This is a genomic window from Kitasatospora sp. NPDC002551 (genome assembly GCF_040296005.1).
Taxonomy (GTDB): Bacteria; Actinomycetota; Actinomycetes; order Streptomycetales; family Streptomycetaceae; genus Kitasatospora.
Window position 1 is genome coordinate 163,851 of the sequence record NZ_JBEOWI010000002.1, and the last position, 23,275, is coordinate 187,125.

Consider the following 23,275-nt stretch of genomic DNA (forward strand, 5'->3'; position numbering starts at 1 on the left):
GCCGTGAGCTGCACCGTCGGCGGCGTCGAGAGGAGCGGGTGTGATGTCCGGAGAGGTGGGGACCCCCGTGCCGAGGGGGGTGGGCGCTGGTCGGGCGTTCCTCGGAACTGGCGGTGCTGCGGGCCTGCGCCGAGCAGAGCCGTGCCGGGGAGGCGCGCTGTGTGGTGGTGCGCGGGAGCGCCGGGACCGGGAAGACGGCGCTGCTCGACGGATTCCGGCGCGGGCGGCCCGGACGGCGCCACCGTGCTGTCCGCGGCCGGCTCTTCGGAAACCTGCGGGAGGGCGTGCCGCCTCGCCGGGAGCGGCTGGTCCCGGCGGCTCCGTCGGCGGGACCCCTGGTGCTCGTCGTCGACGGCGCCCAGTGGTGCGACCAGCGTCCCCTGCGCCGGCCCCGGTGCCGTCGACAAGGTCGACGAGGTCGACGAGGTCGACGCCGCACGGCGCCGGATCCACGCCGCCGCGGGCCCGGAGGCCCTGCACGTGGCGGTCCTGGAGGCCACCCCGGCCGCGGAACTGGTCCGGCTGCGCACCGGCGCGGCCCGGCTGCTCAACGACGAGGGCTTCCCGGCCATGGAGGTGGCGGCCCACCTGCTGTCGTTGCCCCGGCTCGACGAGGGGTGGATGCGCGGCGTGCTGCGCGACGCGGCCGGGCGGGCACGGCGGCACGACGACCGGTCCGAAGCGGCCCCGTACCTGCGACGGCTGCTGACGGACGAGAGCGACGAGCGCGGTCGCGTGCGCACCGGGCTGGAACTGGCCGGCGCACTGGCCGCCACCGACCCCGAGGCCGCGCTGGACACCTTACGGAGCCTGCTGGACCGCACCGCGGACGCCCGGCCGCGGGCCTCGGTCGCGCTGCAGTTCGGGATGACCGCGCAGGCCGTCGGCCGCCCGGCGCTCACCGTGCTCTCGCGCGCCCGCGACACGCTGCGCGCCGCCCTGGGCCCCGACGGCGACGAGGCCGGATGTGACCTGTACCGGCGGATCGAGTCGGCCGTCCTGTCCGCCGACTGCACGAGAAGCCCGCGTCCGCCGCCGTGGCGCGGGAGCCCGCCGGGACCGCCGAGGGCGGCAGCCTGCTCGTGCGGGCCCGGCTGAGCGCCGTGGAGGGCGCGTCCGCCCGCGAGGTCGTCGACCTCGCGGCCCGGGCCATGGGCGCCGCGGGCCCCGGTGTCCCGGACTGGACGCGGGTCCAGGCGGCCGTGCTGTTCCACCTGGCCGACGAGCCCGGCCGGGCGCTGGAGACGCTGGAAGCGGCGATGGCGGACGGCAGCGGATGCCTGCCCCGGTGGTGGCCACTGGCGGAGCGGTCGACGGTGCGTCACCGGCTCCGCGACATCCCCGCGTCAGCGTGCCGTGCCGCACCCCGGGTGCGACGGCACCGAGCGGCACCACCCCGCAGAACAGCGCTGCCAGAAGCCCCCGGCCGCCCCCGGCCCGGCCGCCCGCGGAGTGCGCGCCGACGACCAGCGGCAGGGCGGTCACCGGGGGACGGGCGCCGGCGCCTCGCTGATGACGCGCGTCGCCCGTCTCGCGTGGCGAGGGGGCGGCGGAGGGCGGGGCCCGGGCGGAACGGAGGCGCTCACCGGAGGCCGCGGAACGGCCGGTGCCCGAGAGCGGTGGCGGGTCGGTGCACGGCCGACCGACGACCGGGCGCCGACCGCCCGCCCCGTCCGAGCCGGGCCGGGCGCGAAGCCCCAGGTCAGCGCGGTGCGGTGGCCCCGTCCGACCGGGCGCCCCGCCGTTCCCGGACCGCCCGCAGCCCCCGGCGCACGGCCCGGGTGGCCGCCGGGGGCAGCAGGTCCAGCAGCACACGGCGCGGACCCGAGCGCGGCGGCGCCGGCCGCACGGCGTTGTTCAGCCGCAGTACCCGGTACCCCGCGATCGCGTCCTCGTCGACCGTGAACCCCTCGGCCCGCCAGTCCCGGGCCAGCAGGGCCTCGCGGACCGGCTCCGGATCGCCCCACGTCCCGTAGAACTTCATCGGCGTCAGCAGCACCGGCCGCAGTCCGCCGGTGAACACCGCCTGCCAGACCGCCGCCGACACGCCCGGGGTGTGCTCCGAGCGGTAGTCGTCCAGCACCACCAGCCCGTCCTCGGCCAGGGCCTGCCGCGCGACCTCGATGTCCCCGGTCACGTGCTCGTAGAGGTGGGAGGCGTCGACGTGGACGAAGCGGCAGCTGCCGGCCGGGATCCGGCCGTCGGCCAGCACGGAGGTCGGCGCCTGCACGATGGTCGGCAGCTCCGGGTGGAACGCCAGGTAGTTGGCCTCGAACCCGCGTCTGGTCAGCGTCGACCGGTAGGACATCGTCATCTCGGCGTCGTTGTCGGCGTCGCCCGCCTCGGAGTCGAACAGGTCGCAGACCGTCAGGCGCTCGTCCGGCCGCAGGTGGTCGCCGAGCAGGACGGCGCTGCGCCCCAGGTAGCTGCCGAGTTCGAGGATGTCGCCGCTGAGCCCGGCCGCGCTCTGGGCGGTGAGCAGGTGGCGGAACGCCTCCTGGTCGAGCTCGAAGAACCAGCCGGGAATGTCCGTCACACGGGTGACGGGAACGGGCGCGTCGGCGGCGGGCCGGGTGGATGCGGGCCGGTCGGCGGCGGCGGTCTCGGCACTGGGCACGGCGGTCTCCCTCGGGACGGGACGGAGTTCGCGGGTGGGCCCGCGACCTGGTCACGCGCGGCGGTGCCGTGGTACCGGACGGATCGGCCGTGGTGTGTGGCGGCTCATCATAGCCACGCCGCACCGGTTCGGAACCCCGGCGGAGCAGGGGTTTTCCCCGCTCAGGCGTTCGGTGCCGCGCGCTCCAGTTCGGCGATGGTCTCCGTCAGCCACGCCCGCTCGGCCGCCCCGGAGGCGCGGGCGACCAGCAGCATGCCCCGCCGGAACGGGTTGGGCTCGCGCTCGGCGGTGACCGGCCGGCCCTCGGCGTCGTAGAAGAAGCTGCTCGGTGCCTCCAGGAAGGCGAGCCGGCGCCGCAGCACCGCGGCCTGCCGGGCCGGGTCGGCCAGTCGGTCCAGGAAGGCCGCGACGGTGAAGAAACGAATCTGGTCGGAGATCTCGACCTCCTCCGGATCGGTCAGCCGGCGTTCCAGCTCGGCCCGCCCCTCGGCGGTCGGCTCCAGGACCTGGCGGGGGACGGCCCCGCTGCCCGGCTCGCTGCGCCGCCGCAGCAGGCCGGCCTTCTCCAGGCGGGCGATGGCGGGGTAGAGGGCGCCGTCGCTGACCGGCCGGACGTGGCCGGTCAGGCCGGTGATCCGGGACTTCAGCTGATAGCCGTGCAGCGGTTCGTCGTACAGGAATCCGAGGATCGCGAGCGTCAGCACCGTCGAGGCCCTCCCGTCGTCGTGGCGTTTCCGTCCGATCCGGCGAGCGCGCCCCGTGCACCGCGCGCCCTCGTGCGGAGGAATCCTACCTCTTGTCGAGGTGCATCGATTCGAGGTATCTCTATTCGAGGCGCAGCGCCGGATCCGGCGCTGCGCGGGGACCGCGGCGCCAGCGGGCGGGACCACGGGGACGGACAACGGGGGAGGAACCATGCGGGGGCATCTGCCACGGCTCGTCGCACTGGCGGGACCGGTCTACGGCGAGCTGCTGTCGGGGGTGGTCGCGTCGGTCGTCGGCACCTTCTGGGTGGCCGGGCTGGGCGGACCGGCGGTCGCGGCCGTCACCCTGGCCGGCACCGTGGAGAACGTCCTGCTCGGCCTGGTCCTGGTGGTCTCCTCGGGGGTGACCGTGCGACTCGCGCGGGCCCACGGCGCCGGGGACCGGGACGGGGCCGGGCGCGTCGCCCGCGCCGCCTGGCGGCTCTGCGCCCTGGGCGGCCTCGCCCTCGCCGTCCCCGGCTTCCTGCTCCGTCAGCGGCTCGCCGAAGCCTTCCTGGACGGCGAGGCCGCCGCGCTCGCCGCCGACTGGTTCTCCGTGGCCTTCCCGGCCTTCGTGCTGTTCTTCGGCCAGCGCGTCGCCGACGAGCTGTTCAAGGGCGTCGGCGACACCCGGACCCCGATGCGGGCCGCGCTGCTCTCCAACGCCCTGCTGCTCGTCCTGGACCCGCTGTTGATCCTCGGACCCGGTCCGTTCCCCGCGCTCGGCGTCACCGGCGCCGCGCTCGCACTGGCCGCCTCCCGGGCGGCCGCCCTCGCGGTCACCCTGCTGCTCCGGCGACGCCGCCGGCTGCCTGCTCCGGCGGGCGGGCTGTGGTCCGAGGCGCGGGCGATCACCGCCACCGGAGCGCCGTTCGGCCTGGACTTCACCGCGCGGATGGGCGTCGGGGCGGCGCAGCTCGCGCTGGTCTCCTCCTTCGGCGTGTCCGCCGTGGCCGGGTACGGGGTCGGCTACCGCGTCCTGCTGGTCGTCACCATGGCCTTCTACGCCGTGCGGCAGGCCGCCGCGATCGAGGCCGCCCGGCTGACCGGGGCCGCCCGCCCGGCGGGGACCGGCTCCGCCGAGGCCGTGCGCTCCCTCGGGCGTGACGTCGCCCGGCTGGCCGCCGCCCTCGGCACGGGCGCCGCGGTGCTCTGCGCGACGGCCGCGGTGCCGGTCGCCGCCCTGTTCACCGACGACCCGGCGGTGGCCGGCCAGGCGGTCGGCTTCCTGCGGATGGCCGGCCTCTACCTGCTGCCCTACGCGCTGGTGGTCGCCCTCGGGGGCGTCCACCAGGCGACCGGCGCCGGCCGGCCGCTGGTGCTCGCGGTGCTGTTCGGCCTCGCCGCCCAGCTCGGCTGCGGCGCCGCGCTGTCGGCTCCGCTCGGCGTCCACGGCCTCTGGGCCGGAATGGCGCTCGGGGCCGTTGTCCAGCTCGCCCTGCTCCGTCTCCTGCTGCCCCGCCCCCGACCGGCGGCCGCGACCGCCGTGGCCGCCGGAGCCGCCCACGGCCTTCCTGAACGGGCGTCAGAAATTCGCTTGAGCGATCGAAAGGCACCCGCCTGACCTGCACACGATCGATCTCCGAAACCGAAGGTGGAGCCATGGAGCTGGGCAGTCGTCACACCGCCCTGATCGGTGCCGCCACCGCCGCGCTCGCGGCCGCCGCGGTGGTGAGCGGCATCAGCGCGGTCCAGGAGTCCGCCACCGCGCCCGGCATCGTCGTCGAGGCGGACATGGCCATGCTCGGCCAGGCCGGCGACGGCCCGGACGGGCTCGCCGTCCAGGACCACATGGCGCTCTGACCCGCCACCGGACACCGCCCGTGACCGAGACGAGGGTGCGGCCCGAACGTCCCGGCGACCCCACCGCCCTGATGGTCGCCGGAACGGCCGAGCGGCTGATCCGCCTCTGGGCGGGCCGCACCGAGCTGTACCACCCCGGCTGGGGCCGGCCCGTCCGGCAACTCGGCGACCTGCTGCCCGCGCAGGACGTCGAGTTCGCCGCGCACAACCCGCAGATGGTGCCGTTGCTGTGGTATCCCGCGCTGCGCCACGGCAGCCGGGCGCGGCCGGTGGTCGAGGTGTTCGACCACCTCCCCGCCGAACGCGGCCCGCCGCTGCCCCGGCGCCAGGAGCTGTCCCGGGTCTACAGTTGGGCCCTGGCCTCCCGCACCGCCGTGGAATGGATCGCCGACCGCCTCGACGGCCGCGGCCTGCTGGAGGTCGGCGCGGGCAGCGGCTACTGGGCCTGGCTGCTGCGGGCCCGTGGCCTCGACGTGCTGGCCACCGACGTCGAGGCCCGTACCGAGCGCAACGGGTTCACCGACAGTTTCCGGTACACCGAGGTCCGCCCCGGCCGGGCCGCCGAGGACGCCGCCGCCCACCCCGGCCGGGTGCTCGCCCTGCTCTGGCCTCCGCACCGCGACCCGATGGCCGCCGAGACCCTGCGCGCCGACCGGGGCCCGGGCCTGCTCTACCTCGGCGACCGCCCCGGCGGCATGTGCGCCGATCCGGCGTTCTTCGCCGAAATCGCCGCCCACTGGCGGCCCGTGTCCCACTGCCCCCTCACCCTCCGCTGGCTCGGCAACCGCGACACCGCCACCTTCTGCACCCGCCGCTGAACCACCGCGCGGGCGCACGGCGCGGGTCCTCCGGAGGGTGGTGGAGGTCCTGGCCTGACGTGTTCCTGCGAATGGCCGGTTACCGGGGTGGATCGTACGGGAACCGTTGGCGGAGTCCCAACCCCATCGAGGAGGTCCTCCCATGAGACGACTGCTGTGCGTGGCCGGTGCCGTTGCCACGGTCCTGTGCCTGACCGGCGTCGGTGCCGCCGCCGCTCTCGACACGGATGCGAACTGGCCCGCCGCCGCTGCGGACGCCACCTGGCCCACCGCCGGAACGGACGGCAAATGGCCGGCCCCCGCCACGGATTCGAACTGGTCCGCCGCCGCCCCGAATCCGAACTGGTCCGCCGCCGCGGATCCGAGCTGGCTCGCCTTCGGCAAGGGCGCGGGCTGGCCCGTTGTCGGCACGGACGCTCAAGGGCCGGCGGCCGACGCGCCCGACGGCGGATCGGCGGGGTGATCCGGGGCGACGAGCCGGACGGGGACGCGTCGAACGTGCTCGCCCGTTCCTGCGACGGCGCCACCCGGGGCCGCTGACCGGCGTGGCCCCCGCTCGGCCCGGCTGCGCAACCGCGGCCGGGCCGGGCCGTTCCGCGGCCGACGGGGCCCGGCCGCCGGCGGCGGCACCTGGCGGCTCCGGGTCGGCCCGGCTCAGCGGGGCGCCGGGCCGAGGTGGGCGTCGAGGGTGGCCCGCAGGACGGGTTCGAGGTCGTCGCTCCCGGTCGCGAGACCGAGGCTGCCCCAGGCGCGGAGCTGGGCGAGGCCGTGCAGGTTGGCCCAGAGGGCGGCCGCGACCGCCGTCGGCGAAGGGGCGTCGCCGTCGGTGGGCGGGTGGACGGCGGCGACCAGTCGGGTGAGCGCCTCGAACAGGGGGAGCGAGGTGCTCCGCAGCTCGGTGCCGCTGCCCTCCAGGACGTCGTGGCGGAACATCAGCTCGAACATCCCCGGCCGGTCGGCCGCGAAGGCGAGGTAGCCGCGGGCGAGCCGTTCGAGCCGGTCGCGCGCCTCGGCGGGCCCGTGGACGGCGAGCGCCTCCCGTGCACCGCGTTCCCGTGCACCGCCCTCCCGTGTGCCGTTGTCCCGCGCGCCGCCGCCCCGGAGGCCGAGGGCCTCGGCCAGTTCGCCGAAGCCGTGCCCGGCGATGGCCGCGAGCAACTCGGCGTGGCTGGCGAAGTGGCGGCGCGGCGCGCCGTGCGAGACGCCGGCCTGGCGGGCGATCTCGCGCAGGGTGAGCGCGTGCACGCCCTCCCGGGCGAGCAGCTCGACCCCGGCCGCGACCAGGCGGGCGCGCAGGCCGGTGGTGGTGTCCCGTGAGGTCATGGAACGTGTCTATCAAGATCGAGTAGACACTGTCTACTCGTGTCCGCGCCTCTCGCGCCGGTGGCCGTCCGGCGGGCACAATCGCGGCATGGACGAGGGCGGCGAACCGGCCTGCTGGCTGGACCGGGTCTGCGACGAGTGCGGGCGGCTGCGCGAGCGGTCCGGCCCCGGCCCCTGCGAGCACTGCGGCAGCGGCGCGCCCGCCGTCGGGGTGCCGGCGGCGGACGGCGGGCGGGCCGAGGACGGACGAAGCCCCCAGGGGGACCACCCGAGGTGACCCGCCCGGGGGCAGGGTGTCCGGCCGGCGCGCGGGCGCGCCGTTCAGGAACCGCTCGGCATCAGCGCGACAGGCCGTCGACCGGCTGGCCGGACTCGTCGTCCAGCGGGTCCTCCACCGGCTCCGCGCCGTCCGCGCTCGCGCCGTCGGCCCCGGCGTCCGTGCCGGTGCCCACGTCCGTGCCCGCGCCCGTGCTCTGCGCGGGAATGCGCGCTTCGGGCGTCCAGGGACGGCGGCGCCGGGCGAGGACGGCGCCCAGGCGCTCCACCGCCGGCTGGGTGTAGCGGGCGGCCAGCGGGCCGGTGACCACCAGGATCAGCACGTACGCCGTGGCCAGCGGGCCGAGGCCGGGCTCGATCCCGGCGGTGACGGCGAGCCCGGCGATGACGATGGAGAATTCGCCGCGTGACACCAGCGCCCCGCCGGCCCGCCACCGGCCGCGGGTGGCGATCCCGGCGCGGCGGGCCGCCCAGTAGCCGGTCGCGACCTTGGTGAGCGCGGTGACCACGGCGAGCAGCAGGGCCGGGAGCAGCACCGGCGGGATGCTGGTCGGGTCGGTGCTGAGGCCGAAGAAGACGAAGAACACCGCGGCGAAGAGGTCCCGCAGCGGGCTGAGCAGGGTGTGCGCTCCCTCGGCGGCCTCGCCGGAGAGCGCGATGCCCACCAGGAACGCGCCGACCGCCGCCGACACCTGGAGCTGCTGCGCGATGCCCGCGACTAGCAGGGTCAGCCCGAGCACCACCAGCAGCAGCTTCTCCGGGTCGTCGTGGGAGACGAACCGCGAGATCAGCCGGCCGTAGCGGAGCGCGACGAAGAGCACCGCGCCGGCGGTGGCGAGCGCGATGGCCAGGGTGACGGAACCCGCGACCAGGCCGGCCCCGGCCAGCAGGGCGGTGAGGATCGGCAGGTAGACGGCCATCGCGAGGTCCTCCAGCACCAGGATGCTGAGGATCACCGGGGTCTCCCGGTTGCCGAGCCGGCCGAGGTCGCCGAGCACCTTGGCGATCACGCCGGACGAGGAGATCCAGGTGACGCCGGCCAGCACCACGGCGGCCACCGGGCCCCAGCCGAGCAGCAGCGCGGCGACCGCGCCGGGTATCGCGTTCAGCAGGAAGTCGACCGCGCCGGCCGGGTACTGGGCCTTGAGGTTGGTGACCAGGTCGGCGGCGGTGTACTCCAGACCCAGCATCAGCAGCAGCAGGACGACGCCGATCTCGGCGCCGGTGGCCACGAACTCCTCGCTGGCGCTCAGCGGCAGCAGGCCGCCGGTGCCGAAGGCGAGGCCGCCGAGCAGGTAGAGCGGGATCGGTGAGAAGCCGTAGCGGCCGGCGATCCGGCCGAGCAGGCCGAGGACGAGGATGACCGAGCCGAGCTCGATGAAGACGGTGGCGGTGTGCACCCCCCGATCACCCCCGCTCCAGGATCGCCGCCGCCGCGTCCACACCCTCGCGGGTGCCGATCACGATGAGCGTGTCGCCGCCCGCCAGCCGGAAGTCCGGGGCGGGGGAGGGGACGGCGCCGGTGCGCCGCAGCACGGCGACGATCGAGGCGCCGGTCTCGGTGCGCATCCGGGTCTCGCCGAGCAGCCGCCCGTTCCAGTACGAGGCGCCGTCCACCGGGAGCCGCTCGGCGACCAGGCCGAGGTCGGTGGTGTGCAGCATGGCCGGGTTGTGGTGGGCCGGGGTCAGGGCGTCGACCAGGGCGGCGGACTCCTCGGCGGTGAGCCGGAAGGCCTGCGAGCAGGCGTCCGGGTCGTCCGAGCGGTAGACGTTGAGACTGCGTGAGCCGTCCCGGTGGGCGATCACGGACAGGTGCCGCTGTTCTCGGGTGGTGAGGTCGTACTGGACGCCGACACCGGGAAGCGGGGTGGTCCGGACACGGGCGATCGACACGGCGGCTGTCCTCTCGTCAGGGGGCTCCCAGGAGGCTGCGCGCGACGCGGGCGCGCAGGAGCACGGGGACGCCGGCGCCTGACCGCGTGTGAGACGCGAACGCGCAACCGGACTAATAGTAATGAGTGTGTAAAGTCTGAAAATAGAGCCCCGGCCCGTGGGCGCACGGGAAGCGCGCACACGAACCGGGGCGGCGGGCCGGACTGCGTGACGGCCCGCGTGAGGGAAGGGGGCGGGCTACTGCGGCGGGCGGTCGTCGCGCAGCTGGTCCTTGAGCTTCTCCTGGCCCGTGTCGACCTGGCCGCTGTACTTGCCCTGCGTACGTTCGTCGACCATGTCGCCGGTCTTGTCGACGCCCTTCTCGGCCTGGTCCTCATGGCCCTTGAGCATGTTCTTGAGCTTATCCAGCATGGACATGTGGTCACACTCCCGGATGAGACGGCCCCACCTCTCCCAGCATCGCCGCACCGGGGGGTGTCCGCATCCGGTCAGCTTGGGCACCGGGGTTGGCAAGGGATCGGGGAGCATGTCAAATCGGGAGTCCCACGGACCGTCGGAAGGACAAGCCTTGAACGCTCGGACCGGTCGCCCGGCCGCCATCCTCCGCCCCCACGCCGCCCCCACCCGCCGCACCGCGGGCGCCGCGCTGGCGGTGGCGGCGCTGGTGACCCCGCTGCTGCTGGTCGGCACCGGCAGCGCCGCCGCCGACCCGGACCCGGCCCGCAAGGGCGCCAGGCTGGCCACCCGTTTGGCGCAGGAGAGCAGCGCGGAGGACGCCCACGAGACCCTCCAGGCGCTCCAGCGGATCGCCCGCCGCAACGGCGGCAACCGGGTGGCCGGCTCGGCCGGCCACGACCAGTCCGCGCGCTACGTGTACGAGCAGGCCCGCCGGGCCGGGCTCAAGGTCTCCAAGCAGGAGTTCGAGTACACGTTCTTCCAGGAGCTGTCCGAGCGGCTCTCGGTGGTCTCCCCGCAGGCCGAGGACATCGCGATCAAGGCGATGACCTACTCGGCCGGCGGACCGGAGGGCGGCCTGACCGCCGCCCTCGCGGTCGTCCCGGTCGACGCCACCACCGGCTGCGAGGCCGCCGACTACGCCCCCGGCGCGTTCACCGGCCGGATCGCGCTGATCCGGCGCGGCGGCTGCGGCTTCGCGGTCAAGCAGGCCGCGGCGGCGGACGCGGGCGCCCTCGGCGCGGTGATCTACAACAATGTCGAGGGCGACCTCAACGGCACCCTCGGCGAGCCCGGACTCGGGCGGATCCCGACCGGCGGCGTCTCCCAGGCCGCCGGGCAGGCGCTCGCGGCGAAGGCGGCGGCCGGCCCGGTCACCGTCGCCCTGGACATCCGCACCTTCATGGAGAAGCGCACGACCTGGAACGTCATCGCCGAGACCCGCGGCGGCGACCCCGCCAACACCGTCCTGATCGGCTCGCACCTCGACTCGGTGCTGGCCGGCCCCGGCATCAACGACAACGGCTCCGGCTCGGCCGGCATCCTGGAGGTCGCCAGGAACCTCGCCGACCACCCGGTGAAGAACAAGGTCCGGTTCGCCTGGTGGTCCGCCGAGGAGTTCGGCCTGCGCGGATCCGCGGCCTACGTGAAGTCGCTCTCCGAGGCCGACCGGAAGAAGATCAAGCTCTACCTGAACTTCGACATGATCGCCTCGCCCAACTCCGCGCAGTTCGTCTACGACGGCGACGACTCCGACCACGTGGGATCCGGCCCCGGCCCGGACGGCTCCGCGCAGCTGGAGCGGCACATCACCGACTACCTCGACCGGCGCGGCCTGCCGCACGAGGGCACCGACTTCACCGGCCGCTCCGACTACGGTCCGTTCATCGACGCGGGCATCCCGGCCGGCGGCACCGACACCGGCGCCGAGGTGATCAAGACCCCCGCCCAGGCCGCGAAGTACGGCGGGACGGCCGGCCAGGCCTTCGACCCCTGCTACCACAAAGCCTGCGACGACCTGAGGAACCTGGACATGACCGCCTTCGACGTCAACATCGACGTCATCGCGGACTCGGTGGGCACCTACGCCTGGGACCTCTCCTCGCTGCGCGCCCCCGTCACCCCGCAACGCACCGAGGGCGGCGGCCTCCAGGAGGGCCACGCGCACGAGGTCGACGCCTGACCCGGCCCGGCCCGGCCCCCCGCCCCCGCACGGTGGGCGCGGGGGGCCGGGCCGGCAACCCGGTCGGACCTGCGACGGCGGGGGTCCGATGGGTGCGCGGGGCAGTGGCCTGACACCATGGCACCGAGATCACGACACCGTGACACCCTCGGAGGAGTCAGCACCATGAGCAGCACGCACTACGACGTCGTCGTCCTCGGCGCCGGCCCCGGAGGCTACACCGCGGCCGTCCGCTCCGCCCAGCTCGGCCTGAAGGTCGCCGTCGTCGAGTCGAAGTACTGGGGCGGGGTCTGCCTGAACGTCGGTTGCATCCCCTCCAAGGCTCTGTTGCGCAACGCGGAACTCGCGCACATCGTCACCAAGGAGGCCAAGACCTTCGGCATCAAGGTCGAGGGCCAGGTGACCTTCGACTACAGCGAGGCCTTCAAGCGCAGCCGCACCGTCGCCGACGGCCGCGTCAAGGGCGTCCACTACCTGATGAAGAAGAACGGCATCACCGAGTACGACGGCCGCGGCACCTTCGTCGACGATCACACCCTGCAGGTCGCCCTCAACGGCGGCGGCTTCGAGGTCGTCACCTTCGATCACTGCGTCATCGCCGCCGGTGCCACCACCCGGCTGCTGCCCGGCACCAGTCTGAGCGAGCGCGTGGTCACCTACGAGGAGCAGATCCTCACCGAGGACCTGCCCGGCAGCATCATCATCGCCGGCGCCGGCGCGATCGGCGTCGAGTTCGCCTACGTGCTGCACAACTACGGCGTGCAGGTCACCATCGTCGAGTTCCTCGACCGGATGGTCCCGCTGGAGGACGCCGAGGTCTCCGCCGAGCTGGCCAAGCAGTACCGCAAGCTCGGCATCCAGGTGCTCACCTCGACCCGGGTCGACTCCATCGACGACAAGGACCCGGCCGCCAAGGTCAAGGTCACCGTCACCGCCAAGGACGGCCAGCAGCAGGTGCTGGAGGCCGACAAGGTGCTCCAGGCGATCGGCTTCGCCCCGCGCGTGCACGGCTACGGCCTGGAGAACACCGGGGTCAAGCTGACCGAGCGCGGCGCGATCGCGGTCGACGGCCGCGGCCGGACCAACGTCCCGCACATCTTCGCCATCGGCGACGTCACCGCCAAGCTGATGCTGGCGCACGCCGCCGAGGCGATGGCCGTGATCGCCGCCGAGACCATCGGCGACGCGCAGACCATGGAGGTGGACTTCGCCATGATCCCGCGCGCCACCTACTGCCAGCCGCAGATCGCGAGCTTCGGCTACACCGAGGCGCAGGCCCGTGACCTGGGCCACGACGTCAAGGTCGCCAAGTTCCCGTTCACCGCCAACGGCAAGGCGCACGGCCTCGGCCACCCGACCGGCTTCGTCAAGGTCATCTGCGACAACACCCACGGCGAGCTGCTCGGCGCCCACCTGATCGGGCCCGAGGTCACCGAGCTGCTGCCGGAGCTGACGCTGGCCCAGCAGTGGGACCTCACCGTGCACGAGGTCGCCCGCAACGTGCACGCCCACCCGACCCTCGGCGAGGCGGTCAAGGAGGCCATCCACGGACTGGCCGGCCACATGATCAACATGTGATCGCACCTTCCGGTGCCGGGCCCGTCCGGCGGGGGACCACCCCCGCCGGACGGGCCCCTCGCGTTTCCCCTCCCGCTCCCACCCGCCCGGTGACACGGTTCGTCAAGGTGCCGTCAAAGCGGGCCGGATCCGCGTAGCCCGTGCGTCAAGAGCCGGTGCCTTCGGCCGTCGGCGGGGATGGACTGGAGCAGCGGGCGGGACCGTCCGAGGCCCCCGCCGCGACCGGAAGGACACCACACCATGCCCGAGGACCGGACGCTCACCGACGACACCCGCCACGACCGGCCGTCCGACGCCGCGCGGGAGACCGTGCTCCGCCGCCCGCCGGGCGTCACCCTCCTCGCCCCCCGGCCCTGCGCCGGTACAACGGCGGGCCCGGAGCCCGTGGCCCAGGAGCGCCGCCCGGCCCCCGCGCACTGCCGCTACGCCGTGTCCTACGAGGACTGACCGCCCGCCGGCCCGCCCCCGCGCACCCCCTCCCGCCCTGTTCCGACCAGGAGCACCGTGTGACGACCACCCTGACCCCCCCCGCCGGTGCCGGCCGGCGGGACGGAGCCGTGCGGCAGGATGACCGGGTGACCGACACCATCCTCAACCTCTGGCGCCAGCACCTCGGGACCGTGCCCGACGGGGTCTGGGACCGCACCGACCTCACGGTGCTGGTCCTCGCGGACACCGGCATCACCGAAGTCCCGCCCGCGGTCGGCCGGTTGCACCGGCTGCGCACCCTCGACCTCGGGCACAACCGGATCACCGCCGTCCCGGAGGAGATCGGCGACCTCGGCGGCCTCACCGACTTCCTCTACCTGCACGACAACGCGCTCACCGCGCTCCCGGCGGCCCTCGGCCGGCTCGCCGCGCTGCGCTACCTCAACATCGGCGAGAACCGCCTCGCCGAACTCCCCGACGCCCTCGGCGCGATGGCCGGCCTGGTGGAACTCCGCGCCCAGCACAACCGGCTGACCGCGCTGCCCGGATCGCTCGGGGGCCTGCGCGCGCTGCACGAACTCTGGCTGCGCGGCAACGCGCTGACGGCCCTGCCGGACTCCTTCGCCGGCCTCGCCGAACTGCGCGAGCTCGAACTGCGCGAGAACGCGTTCACCGAGGTGCCGCCGGTGCTGGCCGGCCTTCCGCTGCTGCGCCGGCTCGACCTGCGCGGCAACCGGATCTCCGCCCTGCCGGACTGGCTCGCGGACCCGGTGGCGCTGCCCGCGCTGGAGAAGCTGGACCTGCGCTGGAATCCGGTCGAGCCGCCCCCCGCGCTGCTCGCGGCCCTGGTGGCGCGCGGCGTCCGGGTCCTGCACTGAGGGCGCCCGGGGCGGCCCGCGGGGAAAGCCGCTCGCCCGCGCGGGCGCCGGGCTGCTAACGTCGTTCCCATGAAGCGCGCCGCAGCCGTCCTCACGACGACGCCGGAGAGAGTCCCGGCGCGCTGACTGCTGATCTAGTCCGAAGCCCCGGGGCGAGTGCCCCGGGGCTTCGCCGTACCGGTCCACTCGCCCGCCGACCCGAGTGGAGACCACCGCCATGAGCAGCAACCCCGTCGCGGCCGGGGCCGCGCCCGCACCGGCCCCCGACCACCGCCGGCTCGGCCGGGAACTCGAACTCTTCGACACCGACCCGCTGATCGGATCCGGCCTCCCGTACTGGCTGCCCGACGGCGCGGCGATCCGGCACGCCCTGGAGGAGTTCATCCGCGGCCGCGAGCGCCGCGCCGGCTACCGCCACGTCTACTCGCCGGTCCTCGGCAAACGCGAGCTGTACGAGATCTCCGGCCACTGGCAGCACTACCGCGACGACATGTTCCCGCCGATGGACCTGGGCGCCGAGCAGGTCGTGCTGCGCCCCAGCCTCTGCCCGCACCACGCCCTGATCTACCGCTCGCGCGCCCGCAGCCACCGCGAACTCCCGCTGCGGATCGCCGAGCTGGGCGGCATGTACCGCTCCGAGCTGTCCGGCGTGCTCGGCGGGCTGACCCGGGTGCGGGCCATCCAGCTGAACGACGCACACGTCTTCTGCACCCCCGAGCAGGCCGCCGACGAGGCGGTGGCCGCCCTGGAGCTGATCGGCGAGGCGCACCGCGCCCTGGGCATCCGGCCGGTGCGCCACCGGCTCTCGCTGCCGGGCGCGGGCGGCAAGTACGTGGCCGACCCGGCGCTCTGGGAGCGGGCCACCGCGCTGCTGACCGAGGTGCTGCGGCGCTCCGGGGTGCCGTTCGAGGCGGTGGAGGGGGAGGCGGCCTTCTACGGCCCGAAGATCGACGTCCAGATCGCCGACGCGGCCGGACGCGAGTCCACCCTCTCCACCGTGCAGATCGACTTCCACCAGCCGGAGCGGTTCGGCCTGCGCTACACCGGGCCGGACGGTGCCAAGCACCGGCCGGTGATGGTCCACCGCAGCGTCATCGGCAGCGTCGAACGGGTGGTCGCCCACCTGATCGAGCTGTACCGCGGAGCCTTCCCGGCCTGGCTGGCGCCGACCCAGCTGGTGCTGCTGCCGCTGTCCGAGGGGGAGCGGGAGCAGGCCGAGCGGGTGCGCGGGCACTGCCTGGACCTCGGGCTGCGGGTCGAGGTCGCCGGACCCGAGCGGGGCAGCCTCGGCGCCCGGATCCGGGAGTCGCGGCTGGTCCCGTACCAGGCGGTCATCGGGCCCCGGGAGGCCGTCGGCGGCCTGCTCGCGCTGCGCCTGCGCGACGGCCGCCGGCTCGACCCGCTGCCGGTGGGGGAGGCCCTGGCCCGGATCGGCGCGCTGGTCGGCGCCTGCGCGCCGGACCTGTGGGACGGGCCGGAGGCCGCCGGCGGCGAGCGGGGGTGACGGCGGCCGGGGTCCGCGCGGGCGGCCGGCCGGGCATCAGTACGACTGGAGCTCGACCAGCCGGCCCTCCGGGTCGCGCAGATGGGCGGTGCGCAGGCCCGGGCCCCACTGCGGGCGGTCGGCGGGGCCGGTGACCGGCGCGCCGCCGTGCCGCAGGCAGCGGGCGAAGGCCCGGTCGACGTCGTCGACGCGCAGGACCAGTACCGTGTCGTCCTGCGCGCCGGCGCCCGGCCCCGAGGGCGGCGCGGCGGTGCCGACGGCGGCGGCCAGCCGCCCGCGGTCGAACAGCGAGAGCAGGGCCTGGCCGCCGAGGTCCCAGGTGGCGTACGGGCCCTCGGGGGAGCCCTTGACCAGGGCCGCGCCGGTCAGCGGTGGCAGGACGGCGTCGTAGAAGCCGAAGCAGGCGGGGAAGTCGGCGACGAGCAGGCGGGGGTACAGGGCGTCCAAGGCGGGCATCCTCGACTCGACGACAATAGTGGGTCGGCACCCACTATAGGGGCAGACCCTAGACTCGTCCCATGCCCTCCGAGGAATCCACCGTCACCGCCCCGGCGCCGGACGGCGCACCGCCCGCCCCGTCGGCCCTGGCGACCCCACCGACCCTGCTGGAGTTCAGCACCTACCTGCTCTCCCGCACCGGCAAGGCGGTCCGCGGCCGGCTGGCCGAGCGGCTCGCCCGCCGGGGGCTGCGGCTGTGGGACATGGCGGTGCTCGCCGTGCTGGCCGACTTCGGTCCGCACGCGCAGCGCGAACTGGTCCGCCGGCTGCGGGTGGACCCCAGCGACATGGCCAAGGTCGCCGACCGACTGGCCGCCGACGGCTACGTCGAACGGGCCCGCGACACCGCGGACCGCCGCCGCGTCGTGGTCACCGTCACCGACGCCGGCCGGGCGCTGCTCGCCGAGCTGTGCGCCGAGGCACGGGACGTGCAGGACGAGGTGCTGGCCCCGCTGAGCGCGGCCGAACGGCAGGTCCTGCACGACCTGCTCGGCCGCGTCCACGCGCACCTGCCGGGAGCCCCCTGAGAGCGCGGCGCCGCCCGGCCGCTCAGTCGAGCGGCAGCGGGCGCCGGGCGCCGGCGAACTCGCGGGACCAGCGGGGGACGTCGAACACGCCCTCCAGGCGGGCGACCAGGGTGCCGGTGTGCTCGGCGTGGATCATCGCGCCGTCGCCGGCCCACAGGCCCACGTGGTGCAGCGGCGCGTCGGGGCGGGAGAAGAACAGCAGGTCCCCGGGGAGCAGCGCGGACCGCTCCACCGGGGCCGAGCGGTGGTACTGGGCGACGGTGTAGTGCGCGAGCTCGACGGCGCCGGCGCTCGCCCGGTACCAGCAGTACAGCGACAGCCCGCTGCAGTCGTAGCCGACCGTGCTCTCGCCCAGGCACTGGCCGTCCAGGTAGCCGTTCTCCTCGTCGCAGAAGCCGAGGCTCGCGCCGAGGCGGTCCCCGCCGCCCCAGGCGTACGGCACCCCGATCTGCGCGGCGGCCACGGCGGCCACCCGGCGGCCGAGCGCGAGGTGCTGCTCCGGGCCCCCGGCGGCGTCCGCGGCCGAGGCGGCGGGCCCGGCGCCCAGGGCGGGGGCGAGTCCCGCGCCCAGCGCGAGCCCCAGCAACCGGCGGCGGCCCCAGGTCCTGGTGAGGTGCGGGAACGGCACGTGAGCCCCCTCGGTCGTCGGCGAACCACCAGGATCCCGGCCGGGGCGGGCACCCGCCATCACCCGCACCGGTGAATTCGGCGGCGGCGGGCCCCGGGCCGCCGGGGCCGGCGCCCGGAAATGGATTGACGGTCCGGCGGGCGATCCCAACGATGGGGCGCGGTACGACCGAACGACCATCCGGGAGGGACCCATGAGCACTGCCGTCCGACTGATCCGCAACCACCGGCTCACCCAGGCCGTCGACTACGCCTACGCGGCCTCCGTCGAGGCGCCGGTCCGCTCGCTCTGGCTGGCCGGAGCCTGCCCGCTGGACGCCGAGGGGCGCACCGTGGCGGTGGGCGACTACGCCGGCCAGGCCCACCAGGTGATGCGGAACCTGATCGCCGTCCTGGAGGACGAGGGCGCCGCGCTCACCGACCTGGTGCGCACCACGGTGTACGTCGCCTCCTCCCGGCAGGCGGACCTGGTGGCCGTCTGGGACGTCTACCGCGCGTACCTCGGCGAGCACGACGTGCCGAGCACCCTGCTCGGCGTCTCCGTGCTCGGGTACACCGACCAGCTCGTCGAGGTCGAGGCGGTCGCCGTGCTGGGCTGACGCCCGGGGCCGGGGCGCCGGTCCGCTCCCCGGACGGCACGATCGGTATTCTGTGACGCCTCGTGTGCGGGCTGGGCCGGGGAGCGCCCCCGGCCGGACCGGCCGCCCCGGGTAAGATACGGGCTGTTTGGTTTTGTTTCGGTGTGTGTGGGTGGGGGTGGTCGTGGTGGCGCGACAGGAGCGGGCGCTGCGGACGCGGCGGCTGATTCTGGAGGCCGCGGCCTCGGTGTTCGACGAGTGCGGATACGAGCGGGCGACCATCGGCGAGGTGGTCGCCCGGGCCGGCGTCACCCGGGGCGCCGTCTACTTCCACTTCGCGTCCAAGCGGGACCTGGCCCAGGGCGTCATCGAGGAGCAGTTCGAGGCCGAGGCCGTGCCGGAGCGCCCCTGCAAGCTGCAGGAGTTCGTGGACACCGGGATGGTGGTCACCCACCTGGCGCCGATCGACCCGCTGGTCAGCGCCGGGGTGCGGCTCTCGGTCGACCAGGCCGCGGAGGGCCACCTGGGCTTCGACGCCGCGCCGGGGTGGATCGCCCGGCTGGAGCGGCTGCTGATCGCCGCGGGCGAGCGGGGCGAGCTCCTGCCGCACGTGGTCCCGGCCGACACGGCCGGGCTGATGACGGCGTCGTGGGTGGGCGTGCAGCTCCAGTCCCAGCGCTTCACCGGCCGCGCCGACCTCGCCGAGCGGGTCGCCACGCTCTACCGGCACCTGATGCCGAGCATCGCCGTCCCCGGGGTGCTCGCCTGCCTCGACCTCGCCCCGGACCGCGGCGCGCGGGTCCACGCCGAGATGACGGCCGCGCGCCGCGAGGCCGAGGCGCAGGAGACGGACGAGGCGGACGGGACGGCCGCCCCCGACGGCGGGGCCGGAGCGAGCGCCGAATGATGCGGCGCGTCCGGTTTCCCCGGACACCCGGCCCGTCGCGCCGCGACTACGCGGCGTAGTCGCCGCCGTCCGGTCCGTCGGAAAGACGGTTCCCCGGCCCCCGGCGGACCGTCAGCGGATCACCGGCAGCACGGCATTGCCGGTCCTCCCGGCCGCCGCCTCGATGAACTCCACCGGATCGGCCACCTCCGCCAGCAGGGCGCGGGTGGCGTCCAGCGCCGCCGGCGGGGGCGGCGGACCACCGACCGCCGCCGTCAGGTCGAGCAGGTGGACGGTCGCCTCCATCACCGCCACCTCGGTCAGCGCGCCGAGCGTCACGGTGTCCAGCAGGGGGTGGGCGATCACCGTCTCCGGCGACCGGTCGGCGATCCAGGCCAGTACCTGCGAACCGTCCTCGGCGAACCGGGCGACCAGGGCTCGCGGACCGAGCGCCGCCGCCACCTCCCGGGCGCCGTCCGCGATCGTCCCGGCCGCCGTGTGCGCGACCCCGCCGGGCCGGTTGTAGGCGCGCAGCACGGCGGAGCCGCGGTCCACCGCCGCCGGGCGGTCGTCGACCACGGCCCCGTTCAGCTGGGCGAACAGGTCCGGCGTGGCGGCCACGTGCGCGTACAGGTCGCGCACCGCCCAGCCGGGCAGCCGGGTGCTCCGCCCCCACTGCTCGGCGTCGAAGGCCGCACCGCGCTCCGCCCAGCTCGTCCACAGGTCGGCCAACACCCGGTGCGGCTCGGTCTCCTGTCGTCCCATCAGCAGGCTCCTCCCTCAACGGTGTACGGATGTCCGTCCACGGTAGGACACGGCCGCCGGGAACCCGTGGCCAGGGTCAGCGGGACGCGGGCCGGTCCAGCGCGCGCAGCGCGTCCAGCACGTCCAGCCCGAGGTCCGGCGCGGCGTCCTCCGGCAGGCTGACCGAGACCCGGGTGGCCAGACCCGCGTACCGGCGGTGGATCTCCCGGGCGGCCTCCTCGACCGTGCCCGTGACGGCGAAGGTGTCGAGCACCCGGTCGTCGATCAGTGCCGCCATCTCGGGCCAGCGGCCGCGCACCGACAGGCGGTGCAGCTCCTCGTGCAGTTCCTCCCAGCCGTGCAGGGCCAGCACCGGACGGTAGGCGGGCGTGGAGGCGTAGAAGGCGAGCCGTTCGCGGACGGCCGCCAGAGCGGCGCGCAGCTCCTCCTCGGTGCGCCCGGTGGCGGTGAGCACGCTGCCGACGACCTCGAACGGCCGCCCGGTCCAGGCCGCGCCCCCGGCCTCGGCCCGCCCGCGCTCCTCGGCGAGCGCCGGCAGCACCTGCCGGGTCAGGTAGTCGACCGAGGTGAACGGGTGGCTGAGGAAGCCGTCCGCCACCGCGCCCGCGGTGCGCACCATCAGCGGGCCGACGCCCGCCAGCAGGATCCGCGGCACTCCGGCGGGGACCGGGTCGGGGGAGAAGACCGGCGTCATCACCGTGTGGGTGTAGAAGTCGCCCCGGAAGCGCAGCCGTTCACCGGTCTGCCAGCTGTGCCAGATCGCCCGGACCGCGTGCACGTACTCGCGCATCCGGGCGGCGGGCCGGTCCCAGGGCATCCCGAAGCGCTTCTCGATGTGCGGCTTGACCTGCGAGCCGAGTCCGATCACGGCCCGCCCGCCGGAGGCCGCGTGCAGTCCCCAGGCCTGGTAGGCGAGGGTCATCGGGGTCCGGGCGAGGGCCACCGCGACCCCGGTGGCCAGTTCGATGGAGCTGGTGCGGTCGGCGGCGCGGGCCAGCTGCAGGAACGGGTCGTAGGCGGTCTCGGAGACCACCAGCCGGTCCGCGCCGCGCCGTTCGGCCCGTTCGGCGGCGTCCAGGATGCGAGCCGGGTGGGCGGGGGCGAGCGCGTCGAGGAGGAGGGCGGGGGCCTGGGGGCGGTCCATGGGGCGGGCTCCTGGTGGGCGGCGGGTCCGACGGGGGCGTGGTGTCAGGGGCGGGGCCAGGGCCGCCCGTCGAGCCGCTCGATCCCGGTGTTGAAGCGCCGCAGGTACGCGGCGAAGGCCTGGACGTCCTCGGCGGGCCAGTCGTCCATCACCTGGCCGAGGGCGTGGGCGTGCGCCGCGCGGTCCTCGTCGAGCCGCCGGTCGCCCTCCTCGGTGATCCGGAACTTGCGGGCCAGCCCGCCCTCCGGGTCGGGGATCCGCTCGACCAGCCCGGCCCGGGTCATCGCGGCGGTCTGCCGGTTGAGGGTGGACGCGTCGAGCCCGAAGGCGTCGCTGAGCTCGCCGATCGACATCGGGCCCTGCACCCGGATCCGGCTGAGCAGGATGTACGCGCTGCGGTCGAGCCGGCTGCCGTGCGGCCGGGCGCCGGCCGGACTCAGATAGTGGTGCCGGCTGAGCACCATGTACTCGAACGCCACCTCGTCCGTGGGTCCGCTCATGACGTCGTCCTTCCCGTCCCTGGCTCCGGCGCCCTGACCTGCGGTGTTTGCGCACAGTATGGCAGGGGTGCGCGCACCGGAGCCTATGTGCATCGTACATATCGTGTGTACTATGCATATCTGTTGCCCGCCGCACGGACCCGAGGAGCCCCCGCTTATGGCCGCCCCCCAGACCACCGCCCCCGACCGGACCAGGGGTGTCGTCGCCACGCTCGCCCTCACCGGTACGGTGGCCGCGATCATGCAGACCCTGGTCACCCCGCTGATCGGCGAGCTGCCGAAGATCCTGAACACCTCCGCTTCCAACGCCTCCTGGGTGATCACCGCGACCCTGCTGTCGGCCGCCGTGTTTGTGCCGATCAGCGGCCGGCTCGGCGACCTCCTCGGCAAGCGCCGGATGCTGCTGGCCTGCTGCGCCCCGCTCCTGGTCGGCTCGGTGATCTGCGCGCTGACCTCCTCCGTCCTGCCGATGATCGTCGGGCGCGGGCTGCAGGGCATGGGCATGGGCGTGGTCCCGCTCGGCATCAGCCTGCTCCGCGAGGTGCTGCCGCCCGAACGGCTCGGCTCGGCGATCGCGCTGGTCAGCGCCTCGATGGGGATCGGCGGCGGCCTCGGCCTGCCCATCTCGGCGGCGGTCGCCCAGTACACCAGCTGGCGCGCGCTGTTCTGGGGCGCGGCCGTCCTCACCGTGGCGATCGCCGCGATGATCCGCTTCCTGGTGCCCGCCCCCGCGGCTCCGCCGGCCGGCGGACGCTTCGACGCCGTCGGCGCGCTCGGCCTGGGCGCGGGCCTGGTCTGCCTGCTGCTGCCGGTCTCCAAGGGCGGCGACTGGGGCTGGACCGACGGGACGACGCTCGGCCTGTTCGCGGCCGCCGTCGTGCTGCTGCTGGCCTGGGGCGCCTGGGAGCTGCGGATCGCCGAACCGCTGGTCGACCTGCGGGTGACCGCCCGTCCGCGGGTGCTGCTGACCAACGCGGCGTCGGTGCTGGTCGGCTTCGGGATGTACGCGCAGGCGCTGATCATCCCTCAGCTGCTCCAGCTGCCCGAGGCCACCGGCTACGGCCTGGGCCAGTCGATGCTCGGCATGGGCCTGTGGATGGCACCCTCCGGCCTGATGATGATGGTCGTCTCGCCGCTCGGCGGCAGGCTCTCGGCGGTGCGCGGTCCGAAGTTCACCCTGGTCGTCGGTGCCCTGGCGATCGCCGCCGGGTACGGGCTGTCGATGCTGCTGATCGGCTCCACCTGGGGCGTGCTGGTCGTGACGCTGGTCTGCAACGCCGGCGTGGGCCTCGCCTACGGCGCGATGCCGGCGCTGATCATGAGCGCCGTGCCGCTCTCCGAGACGGCCTCGGCGAACAGCTTCAACACCCTGATGCGCTCGCTCGGCACCTCGGTCTCCGCCGCCGTGGTCGGTGTGGTGCTCGCCCAGCTGACCACCACCACGGGCGGTCATGTGCTGCCCTCCGAGACCGGCTTCCGGGTCGGCCTGCTGATCGGCTGCGGGGTGGCCCTGGTCGCCGCGGCGGTGGCCGCCACCATCCCGGTGCCGCCCGTCGGGGCCGACCGGAAGGGCGCCGCCGGCGCCGCGCGGGGCGCGGCCGTGCGCGACGCCGCCTCCGCCTGACCGGAGGGTGCGCCTGACCGGAGGGGTGCGGCGGGCCCGTCCCGCCGCACCCCTCCACCGCCCGTGCCGCGCACCTGCGACGGAGCGGTGCGCAGGTGGGTGACGGGGCGGGACGTGCTGCGTAGAC

General features: G+C 75.2%; 26 protein-coding genes and 1 pseudogene. 16 read left to right on the plus strand and 11 right to left on the minus strand.

Going from position 1 to position 23,275, the window contains the following annotated elements:
* Window positions 1-113 precede the first annotated feature (113 nt).
* Together ABT093_RS03090 and ABT093_RS03095 are read left to right on the plus strand one after the other, a co-directional pair.
* Window positions 114-200, plus strand: a pseudogene (locus ABT093_RS03090) (hypothetical protein); the annotation flags it as partial.
* A 43-nt stretch (window positions 201-243) separates the two neighbouring features.
* Window positions 244-1,098, plus strand: coding sequence for a hypothetical protein (locus ABT093_RS03095; RefSeq protein ID WP_350559610.1), 855 nt, complete (start codon window positions 244-246; stop codon window positions 1,096-1,098).
* Window positions 1,099-1,702: 604 nt separating this feature from the next.
* Here ABT093_RS03095 and ABT093_RS03100 read toward each other — a convergent pair.
* Window positions 1,703-2,536 carry a class I SAM-dependent methyltransferase gene (locus ABT093_RS03100; protein WP_502884113.1) on the minus strand — a complete coding sequence of 278 codons (834 nt, stop codon included), beginning with the start codon at window positions 2,534-2,536 and terminating at the stop codon, window positions 1,703-1,705.
* 242 nt (window positions 2,537-2,778) lie between these two features.
* Window positions 2,779-3,321 carry a PadR family transcriptional regulator gene (locus ABT093_RS03105; protein WP_350559616.1) on the minus strand — a complete coding sequence of 181 codons (543 nt, stop codon included), beginning with the start codon at window positions 3,319-3,321 and terminating at the stop codon, window positions 2,779-2,781.
* Between the two features lie 211 nt (window positions 3,322-3,532).
* Between ABT093_RS03105 and ABT093_RS03110 the strand changes: the two genes are divergently transcribed.
* The 4 genes from ABT093_RS03110 to ABT093_RS03125 all read left to right on the plus strand — a co-directional run bounded on the left by ABT093_RS03110 (window position 3,533) and on the right by ABT093_RS03125 (window position 6,444).
* Window positions 3,533-4,924, plus strand: a complete 1,392-nt coding sequence (locus ABT093_RS03110; RefSeq protein WP_350559619.1) for an MATE family efflux transporter — start codon at window positions 3,533-3,535, stop codon at window positions 4,922-4,924.
* A gap of 38 nt (window positions 4,925-4,962) precedes the next feature.
* Entirely contained in the window at window positions 4,963-5,163 is a 201-nt protein-coding gene (locus tag ABT093_RS03115) for a hypothetical protein (protein WP_350559622.1), read from the plus strand.
* A 20-nt stretch (window positions 5,164-5,183) separates the two neighbouring features.
* Window positions 5,184-5,981: a class I SAM-dependent methyltransferase gene (locus ABT093_RS03120; RefSeq protein WP_350559625.1), complete on the plus strand. Its 798-nt coding sequence runs from the start codon at window positions 5,184-5,186 to the stop codon at window positions 5,979-5,981.
* Between the two features lie 142 nt (window positions 5,982-6,123).
* Window positions 6,124-6,444, plus strand: a complete 321-nt coding sequence (locus ABT093_RS03125) for a hypothetical protein (RefSeq protein WP_350559628.1) — start codon at window positions 6,124-6,126, stop codon at window positions 6,442-6,444.
* A gap of 191 nt (window positions 6,445-6,635) precedes the next feature.
* Here ABT093_RS03125 and ABT093_RS03130 read toward each other — a convergent pair whose 3' ends face one another.
* Window positions 6,636-7,304: a TetR/AcrR family transcriptional regulator gene (locus ABT093_RS03130; protein WP_350559631.1), complete on the minus strand. Its 669-nt coding sequence runs from the start codon at window positions 7,302-7,304 to the stop codon at window positions 6,636-6,638.
* 88 nt (window positions 7,305-7,392) lie between these two features.
* Here ABT093_RS03130 and ABT093_RS03135 point away from each other — a divergent pair, with 88 nt between their 5' ends.
* Window positions 7,393-7,581 carry a hypothetical protein gene (locus tag ABT093_RS03135; protein ID WP_350559634.1) on the plus strand — a complete coding sequence of 63 codons (189 nt, stop codon included), beginning with the start codon at window positions 7,393-7,395 and terminating at the stop codon, window positions 7,579-7,581.
* Window positions 7,582-7,642: 61 nt separating this feature from the next.
* Here ABT093_RS03135 and ABT093_RS03140 read toward each other — a convergent pair whose 3' ends face one another.
* The 3 genes from ABT093_RS03140 to ABT093_RS03150 form a co-directional block, all read right to left on the minus strand.
* The gene (locus ABT093_RS03140) at window positions 7,643-8,980 is read right to left on the minus strand and encodes a cation:proton antiporter (RefSeq protein WP_350559637.1); all 1,338 of its coding nucleotides are present in this window, start codon (window positions 8,978-8,980) and stop codon (window positions 7,643-7,645) included.
* A gap of 7 nt (window positions 8,981-8,987) precedes the next feature.
* The gene (locus ABT093_RS03145) at window positions 8,988-9,473 is read right to left on the minus strand and encodes a cation:proton antiporter regulatory subunit (protein WP_350559640.1); all 486 of its coding nucleotides are present in this window, start codon (window positions 9,471-9,473) and stop codon (window positions 8,988-8,990) included.
* Window positions 9,474-9,710: 237 nt separating this feature from the next.
* The gene (locus ABT093_RS03150; RefSeq protein ID WP_350559643.1) at window positions 9,711-9,890 is read right to left on the minus strand and encodes an antitoxin; all 180 of its coding nucleotides are present in this window, start codon (window positions 9,888-9,890) and stop codon (window positions 9,711-9,713) included.
* A gap of 229 nt (window positions 9,891-10,119) precedes the next feature.
* Between ABT093_RS03150 and ABT093_RS03155 the strand changes: the two genes are divergently transcribed.
* The 5 genes from ABT093_RS03155 to thrS all read left to right on the plus strand — a co-directional run bounded on the left by ABT093_RS03155 (window position 10,120) and on the right by thrS (window position 15,999).
* The gene (locus ABT093_RS03155) at window positions 10,120-11,610 is read left to right on the plus strand and encodes a M28 family metallopeptidase (RefSeq protein WP_502884114.1); all 1,491 of its coding nucleotides are present in this window, start codon (window positions 10,120-10,122) and stop codon (window positions 11,608-11,610) included.
* A gap of 165 nt (window positions 11,611-11,775) precedes the next feature.
* Window positions 11,776-13,188 (plus strand): dihydrolipoyl dehydrogenase, encoded by a 1,413-nt coding sequence (gene lpdA, locus ABT093_RS03160; RefSeq protein WP_350559646.1) that lies wholly within the window; start codon window positions 11,776-11,778, stop codon window positions 13,186-13,188.
* Window positions 13,189-13,428: 240 nt separating this feature from the next.
* Window positions 13,429-13,635 carry a hypothetical protein gene (locus tag ABT093_RS03165; protein ID WP_350559649.1) on the plus strand — a complete coding sequence of 69 codons (207 nt, stop codon included), beginning with the start codon at window positions 13,429-13,431 and terminating at the stop codon, window positions 13,633-13,635.
* 128 nt (window positions 13,636-13,763) lie between these two features.
* Window positions 13,764-14,495: a leucine-rich repeat domain-containing protein gene (locus ABT093_RS03170; protein ID WP_350559652.1), complete on the plus strand. Its 732-nt coding sequence runs from the start codon at window positions 13,764-13,766 to the stop codon at window positions 14,493-14,495.
* Between the two features lie 217 nt (window positions 14,496-14,712).
* A complete protein-coding gene (gene thrS, locus ABT093_RS03175; protein ID WP_350559655.1) occupies window positions 14,713-15,999 on the plus strand; it encodes a threonine--tRNA ligase in 1,287 nt (428 codons plus the stop codon).
* A 36-nt stretch (window positions 16,000-16,035) separates the two neighbouring features.
* Here the strand turns inward: thrS and ABT093_RS03180 are convergent, their stop codons facing one another.
* Window positions 16,036-16,455 (minus strand): VOC family protein, encoded by a 420-nt coding sequence (locus tag ABT093_RS03180; RefSeq protein WP_502884109.1) that lies wholly within the window; start codon window positions 16,453-16,455, stop codon window positions 16,036-16,038.
* 62 nt (window positions 16,456-16,517) lie between these two features.
* Here ABT093_RS03180 and ABT093_RS03185 point away from each other — a divergent pair, with 62 nt between their 5' ends.
* Window positions 16,518-17,024 carry a MarR family winged helix-turn-helix transcriptional regulator gene (locus ABT093_RS03185; protein WP_350559661.1) on the plus strand — a complete coding sequence of 169 codons (507 nt, stop codon included), beginning with the start codon at window positions 16,518-16,520 and terminating at the stop codon, window positions 17,022-17,024.
* Between the two features lie 22 nt (window positions 17,025-17,046).
* On the opposite strand, the gene ABT093_RS03190 is transcribed toward ABT093_RS03185, so the two are convergent.
* Window positions 17,047-17,652, minus strand: coding sequence for a C40 family peptidase (locus ABT093_RS03190; RefSeq protein WP_350559664.1), 606 nt, complete (start codon window positions 17,650-17,652; stop codon window positions 17,047-17,049).
* Between the two features lie 193 nt (window positions 17,653-17,845).
* Here ABT093_RS03190 and ABT093_RS03195 point away from each other — a divergent pair, with 193 nt between their 5' ends.
* Together ABT093_RS03195 and ABT093_RS03200 are read left to right on the plus strand one after the other, a co-directional pair.
* Window positions 17,846-18,250 (plus strand): RidA family protein, encoded by a 405-nt coding sequence (locus ABT093_RS03195; RefSeq protein WP_350559667.1) that lies wholly within the window; start codon window positions 17,846-17,848, stop codon window positions 18,248-18,250.
* A gap of 166 nt (window positions 18,251-18,416) precedes the next feature.
* Window positions 18,417-19,136, plus strand: a complete 720-nt coding sequence (locus ABT093_RS03200) for a ScbR family autoregulator-binding transcription factor (RefSeq protein WP_350559670.1) — start codon at window positions 18,417-18,419, stop codon at window positions 19,134-19,136.
* A gap of 111 nt (window positions 19,137-19,247) precedes the next feature.
* Here ABT093_RS03200 and ABT093_RS03205 read toward each other — a convergent pair whose 3' ends face one another.
* From ABT093_RS03205 to ABT093_RS03215, 3 genes are all read right to left on the minus strand, one after another.
* Complete coding sequence (locus ABT093_RS03205) at window positions 19,248-19,880, minus strand: maleylpyruvate isomerase N-terminal domain-containing protein (protein WP_350559673.1); 633 nt, start codon at window positions 19,878-19,880, stop codon at window positions 19,248-19,250.
* A 76-nt stretch (window positions 19,881-19,956) separates the two neighbouring features.
* Window positions 19,957-21,024 carry a TIGR03617 family F420-dependent LLM class oxidoreductase gene (locus ABT093_RS03210; protein ID WP_350559676.1) on the minus strand — a complete coding sequence of 356 codons (1,068 nt, stop codon included), beginning with the start codon at window positions 21,022-21,024 and terminating at the stop codon, window positions 19,957-19,959.
* 44 nt (window positions 21,025-21,068) lie between these two features.
* On the minus strand, window positions 21,069-21,524 hold the full coding sequence (locus ABT093_RS03215; protein ID WP_350559679.1) for a MarR family winged helix-turn-helix transcriptional regulator: 456 nt from the start codon (window positions 21,522-21,524) through the stop codon (window positions 21,069-21,071).
* Between the two features lie 157 nt (window positions 21,525-21,681).
* On the opposite strand from ABT093_RS03215, the gene ABT093_RS03220 reads away from it, so the two are divergent.
* Complete coding sequence (locus ABT093_RS03220) at window positions 21,682-23,148, plus strand: MFS transporter (protein WP_350559682.1); 1,467 nt, start codon at window positions 21,682-21,684, stop codon at window positions 23,146-23,148.
* Window positions 23,149-23,275: the final 127 nt, after the last annotated feature.

What these genes read in the sequence shown, in the direction of transcription:
- ABT093_RS03110 (WP_350559619.1), top strand. Translation starts at nt 3,533, where the DNA reads ATGCGGGGGCATCTGCCACGGCTCGTCGCACTGGCGGGACCGGTCTAC.
- ABT093_RS03115 (WP_350559622.1), top strand. Translation starts at nt 4,963, where the DNA reads ATGGAGCTGGGCAGTCGTCACACCGCCCTGATCGGTGCCGCCACCGCC.
- ABT093_RS03125 (WP_350559628.1), top strand. Translation starts at nt 6,124, where the DNA reads ATGAGACGACTGCTGTGCGTGGCCGGTGCCGTTGCCACGGTCCTGTGC.
- ABT093_RS03130 (WP_350559631.1), bottom strand. Translation starts at nt 7,304, where the DNA reads ATGACCTCACGGGACACCACCACCGGCCTGCGCGCCCGCCTGGTCGCG.
- ABT093_RS03135 (WP_350559634.1), top strand. Translation starts at nt 7,393, where the DNA reads ATGGACGAGGGCGGCGAACCGGCCTGCTGGCTGGACCGGGTCTGCGAC.
- ABT093_RS03150 (WP_350559643.1), bottom strand. Translation starts at nt 9,890, where the DNA reads ATGTCCATGCTGGATAAGCTCAAGAACATGCTCAAGGGCCATGAGGAC.
- lpdA (WP_350559646.1), top strand. Translation starts at nt 11,776, where the DNA reads ATGAGCAGCACGCACTACGACGTCGTCGTCCTCGGCGCCGGCCCCGGA.
- ABT093_RS03165 (WP_350559649.1), top strand. Translation starts at nt 13,429, where the DNA reads ATGCCCGAGGACCGGACGCTCACCGACGACACCCGCCACGACCGGCCG.
- thrS (WP_350559655.1), top strand. Translation starts at nt 14,713, where the DNA reads ATGAGCAGCAACCCCGTCGCGGCCGGGGCCGCGCCCGCACCGGCCCCC.
- ABT093_RS03180 (WP_502884109.1), bottom strand. Translation starts at nt 16,455, where the DNA reads ATGCCCGCCTTGGACGCCCTGTACCCCCGCCTGCTCGTCGCCGACTTC.
- ABT093_RS03185 (WP_350559661.1), top strand. Translation starts at nt 16,518, where the DNA reads ATGCCCTCCGAGGAATCCACCGTCACCGCCCCGGCGCCGGACGGCGCA.
- ABT093_RS03195 (WP_350559667.1), top strand. Translation starts at nt 17,846, where the DNA reads ATGAGCACTGCCGTCCGACTGATCCGCAACCACCGGCTCACCCAGGCC.
- ABT093_RS03205 (WP_350559673.1), bottom strand. Translation starts at nt 19,880, where the DNA reads ATGGGACGACAGGAGACCGAGCCGCACCGGGTGTTGGCCGACCTGTGG.
- ABT093_RS03210 (WP_350559676.1), bottom strand. Translation starts at nt 21,024, where the DNA reads ATGGACCGCCCCCAGGCCCCCGCCCTCCTCCTCGACGCGCTCGCCCCC.
- ABT093_RS03215 (WP_350559679.1), bottom strand. Translation starts at nt 21,524, where the DNA reads ATGAGCGGACCCACGGACGAGGTGGCGTTCGAGTACATGGTGCTCAGC.
- ABT093_RS03220 (WP_350559682.1), top strand. Translation starts at nt 21,682, where the DNA reads ATGGCCGCCCCCCAGACCACCGCCCCCGACCGGACCAGGGGTGTCGTC.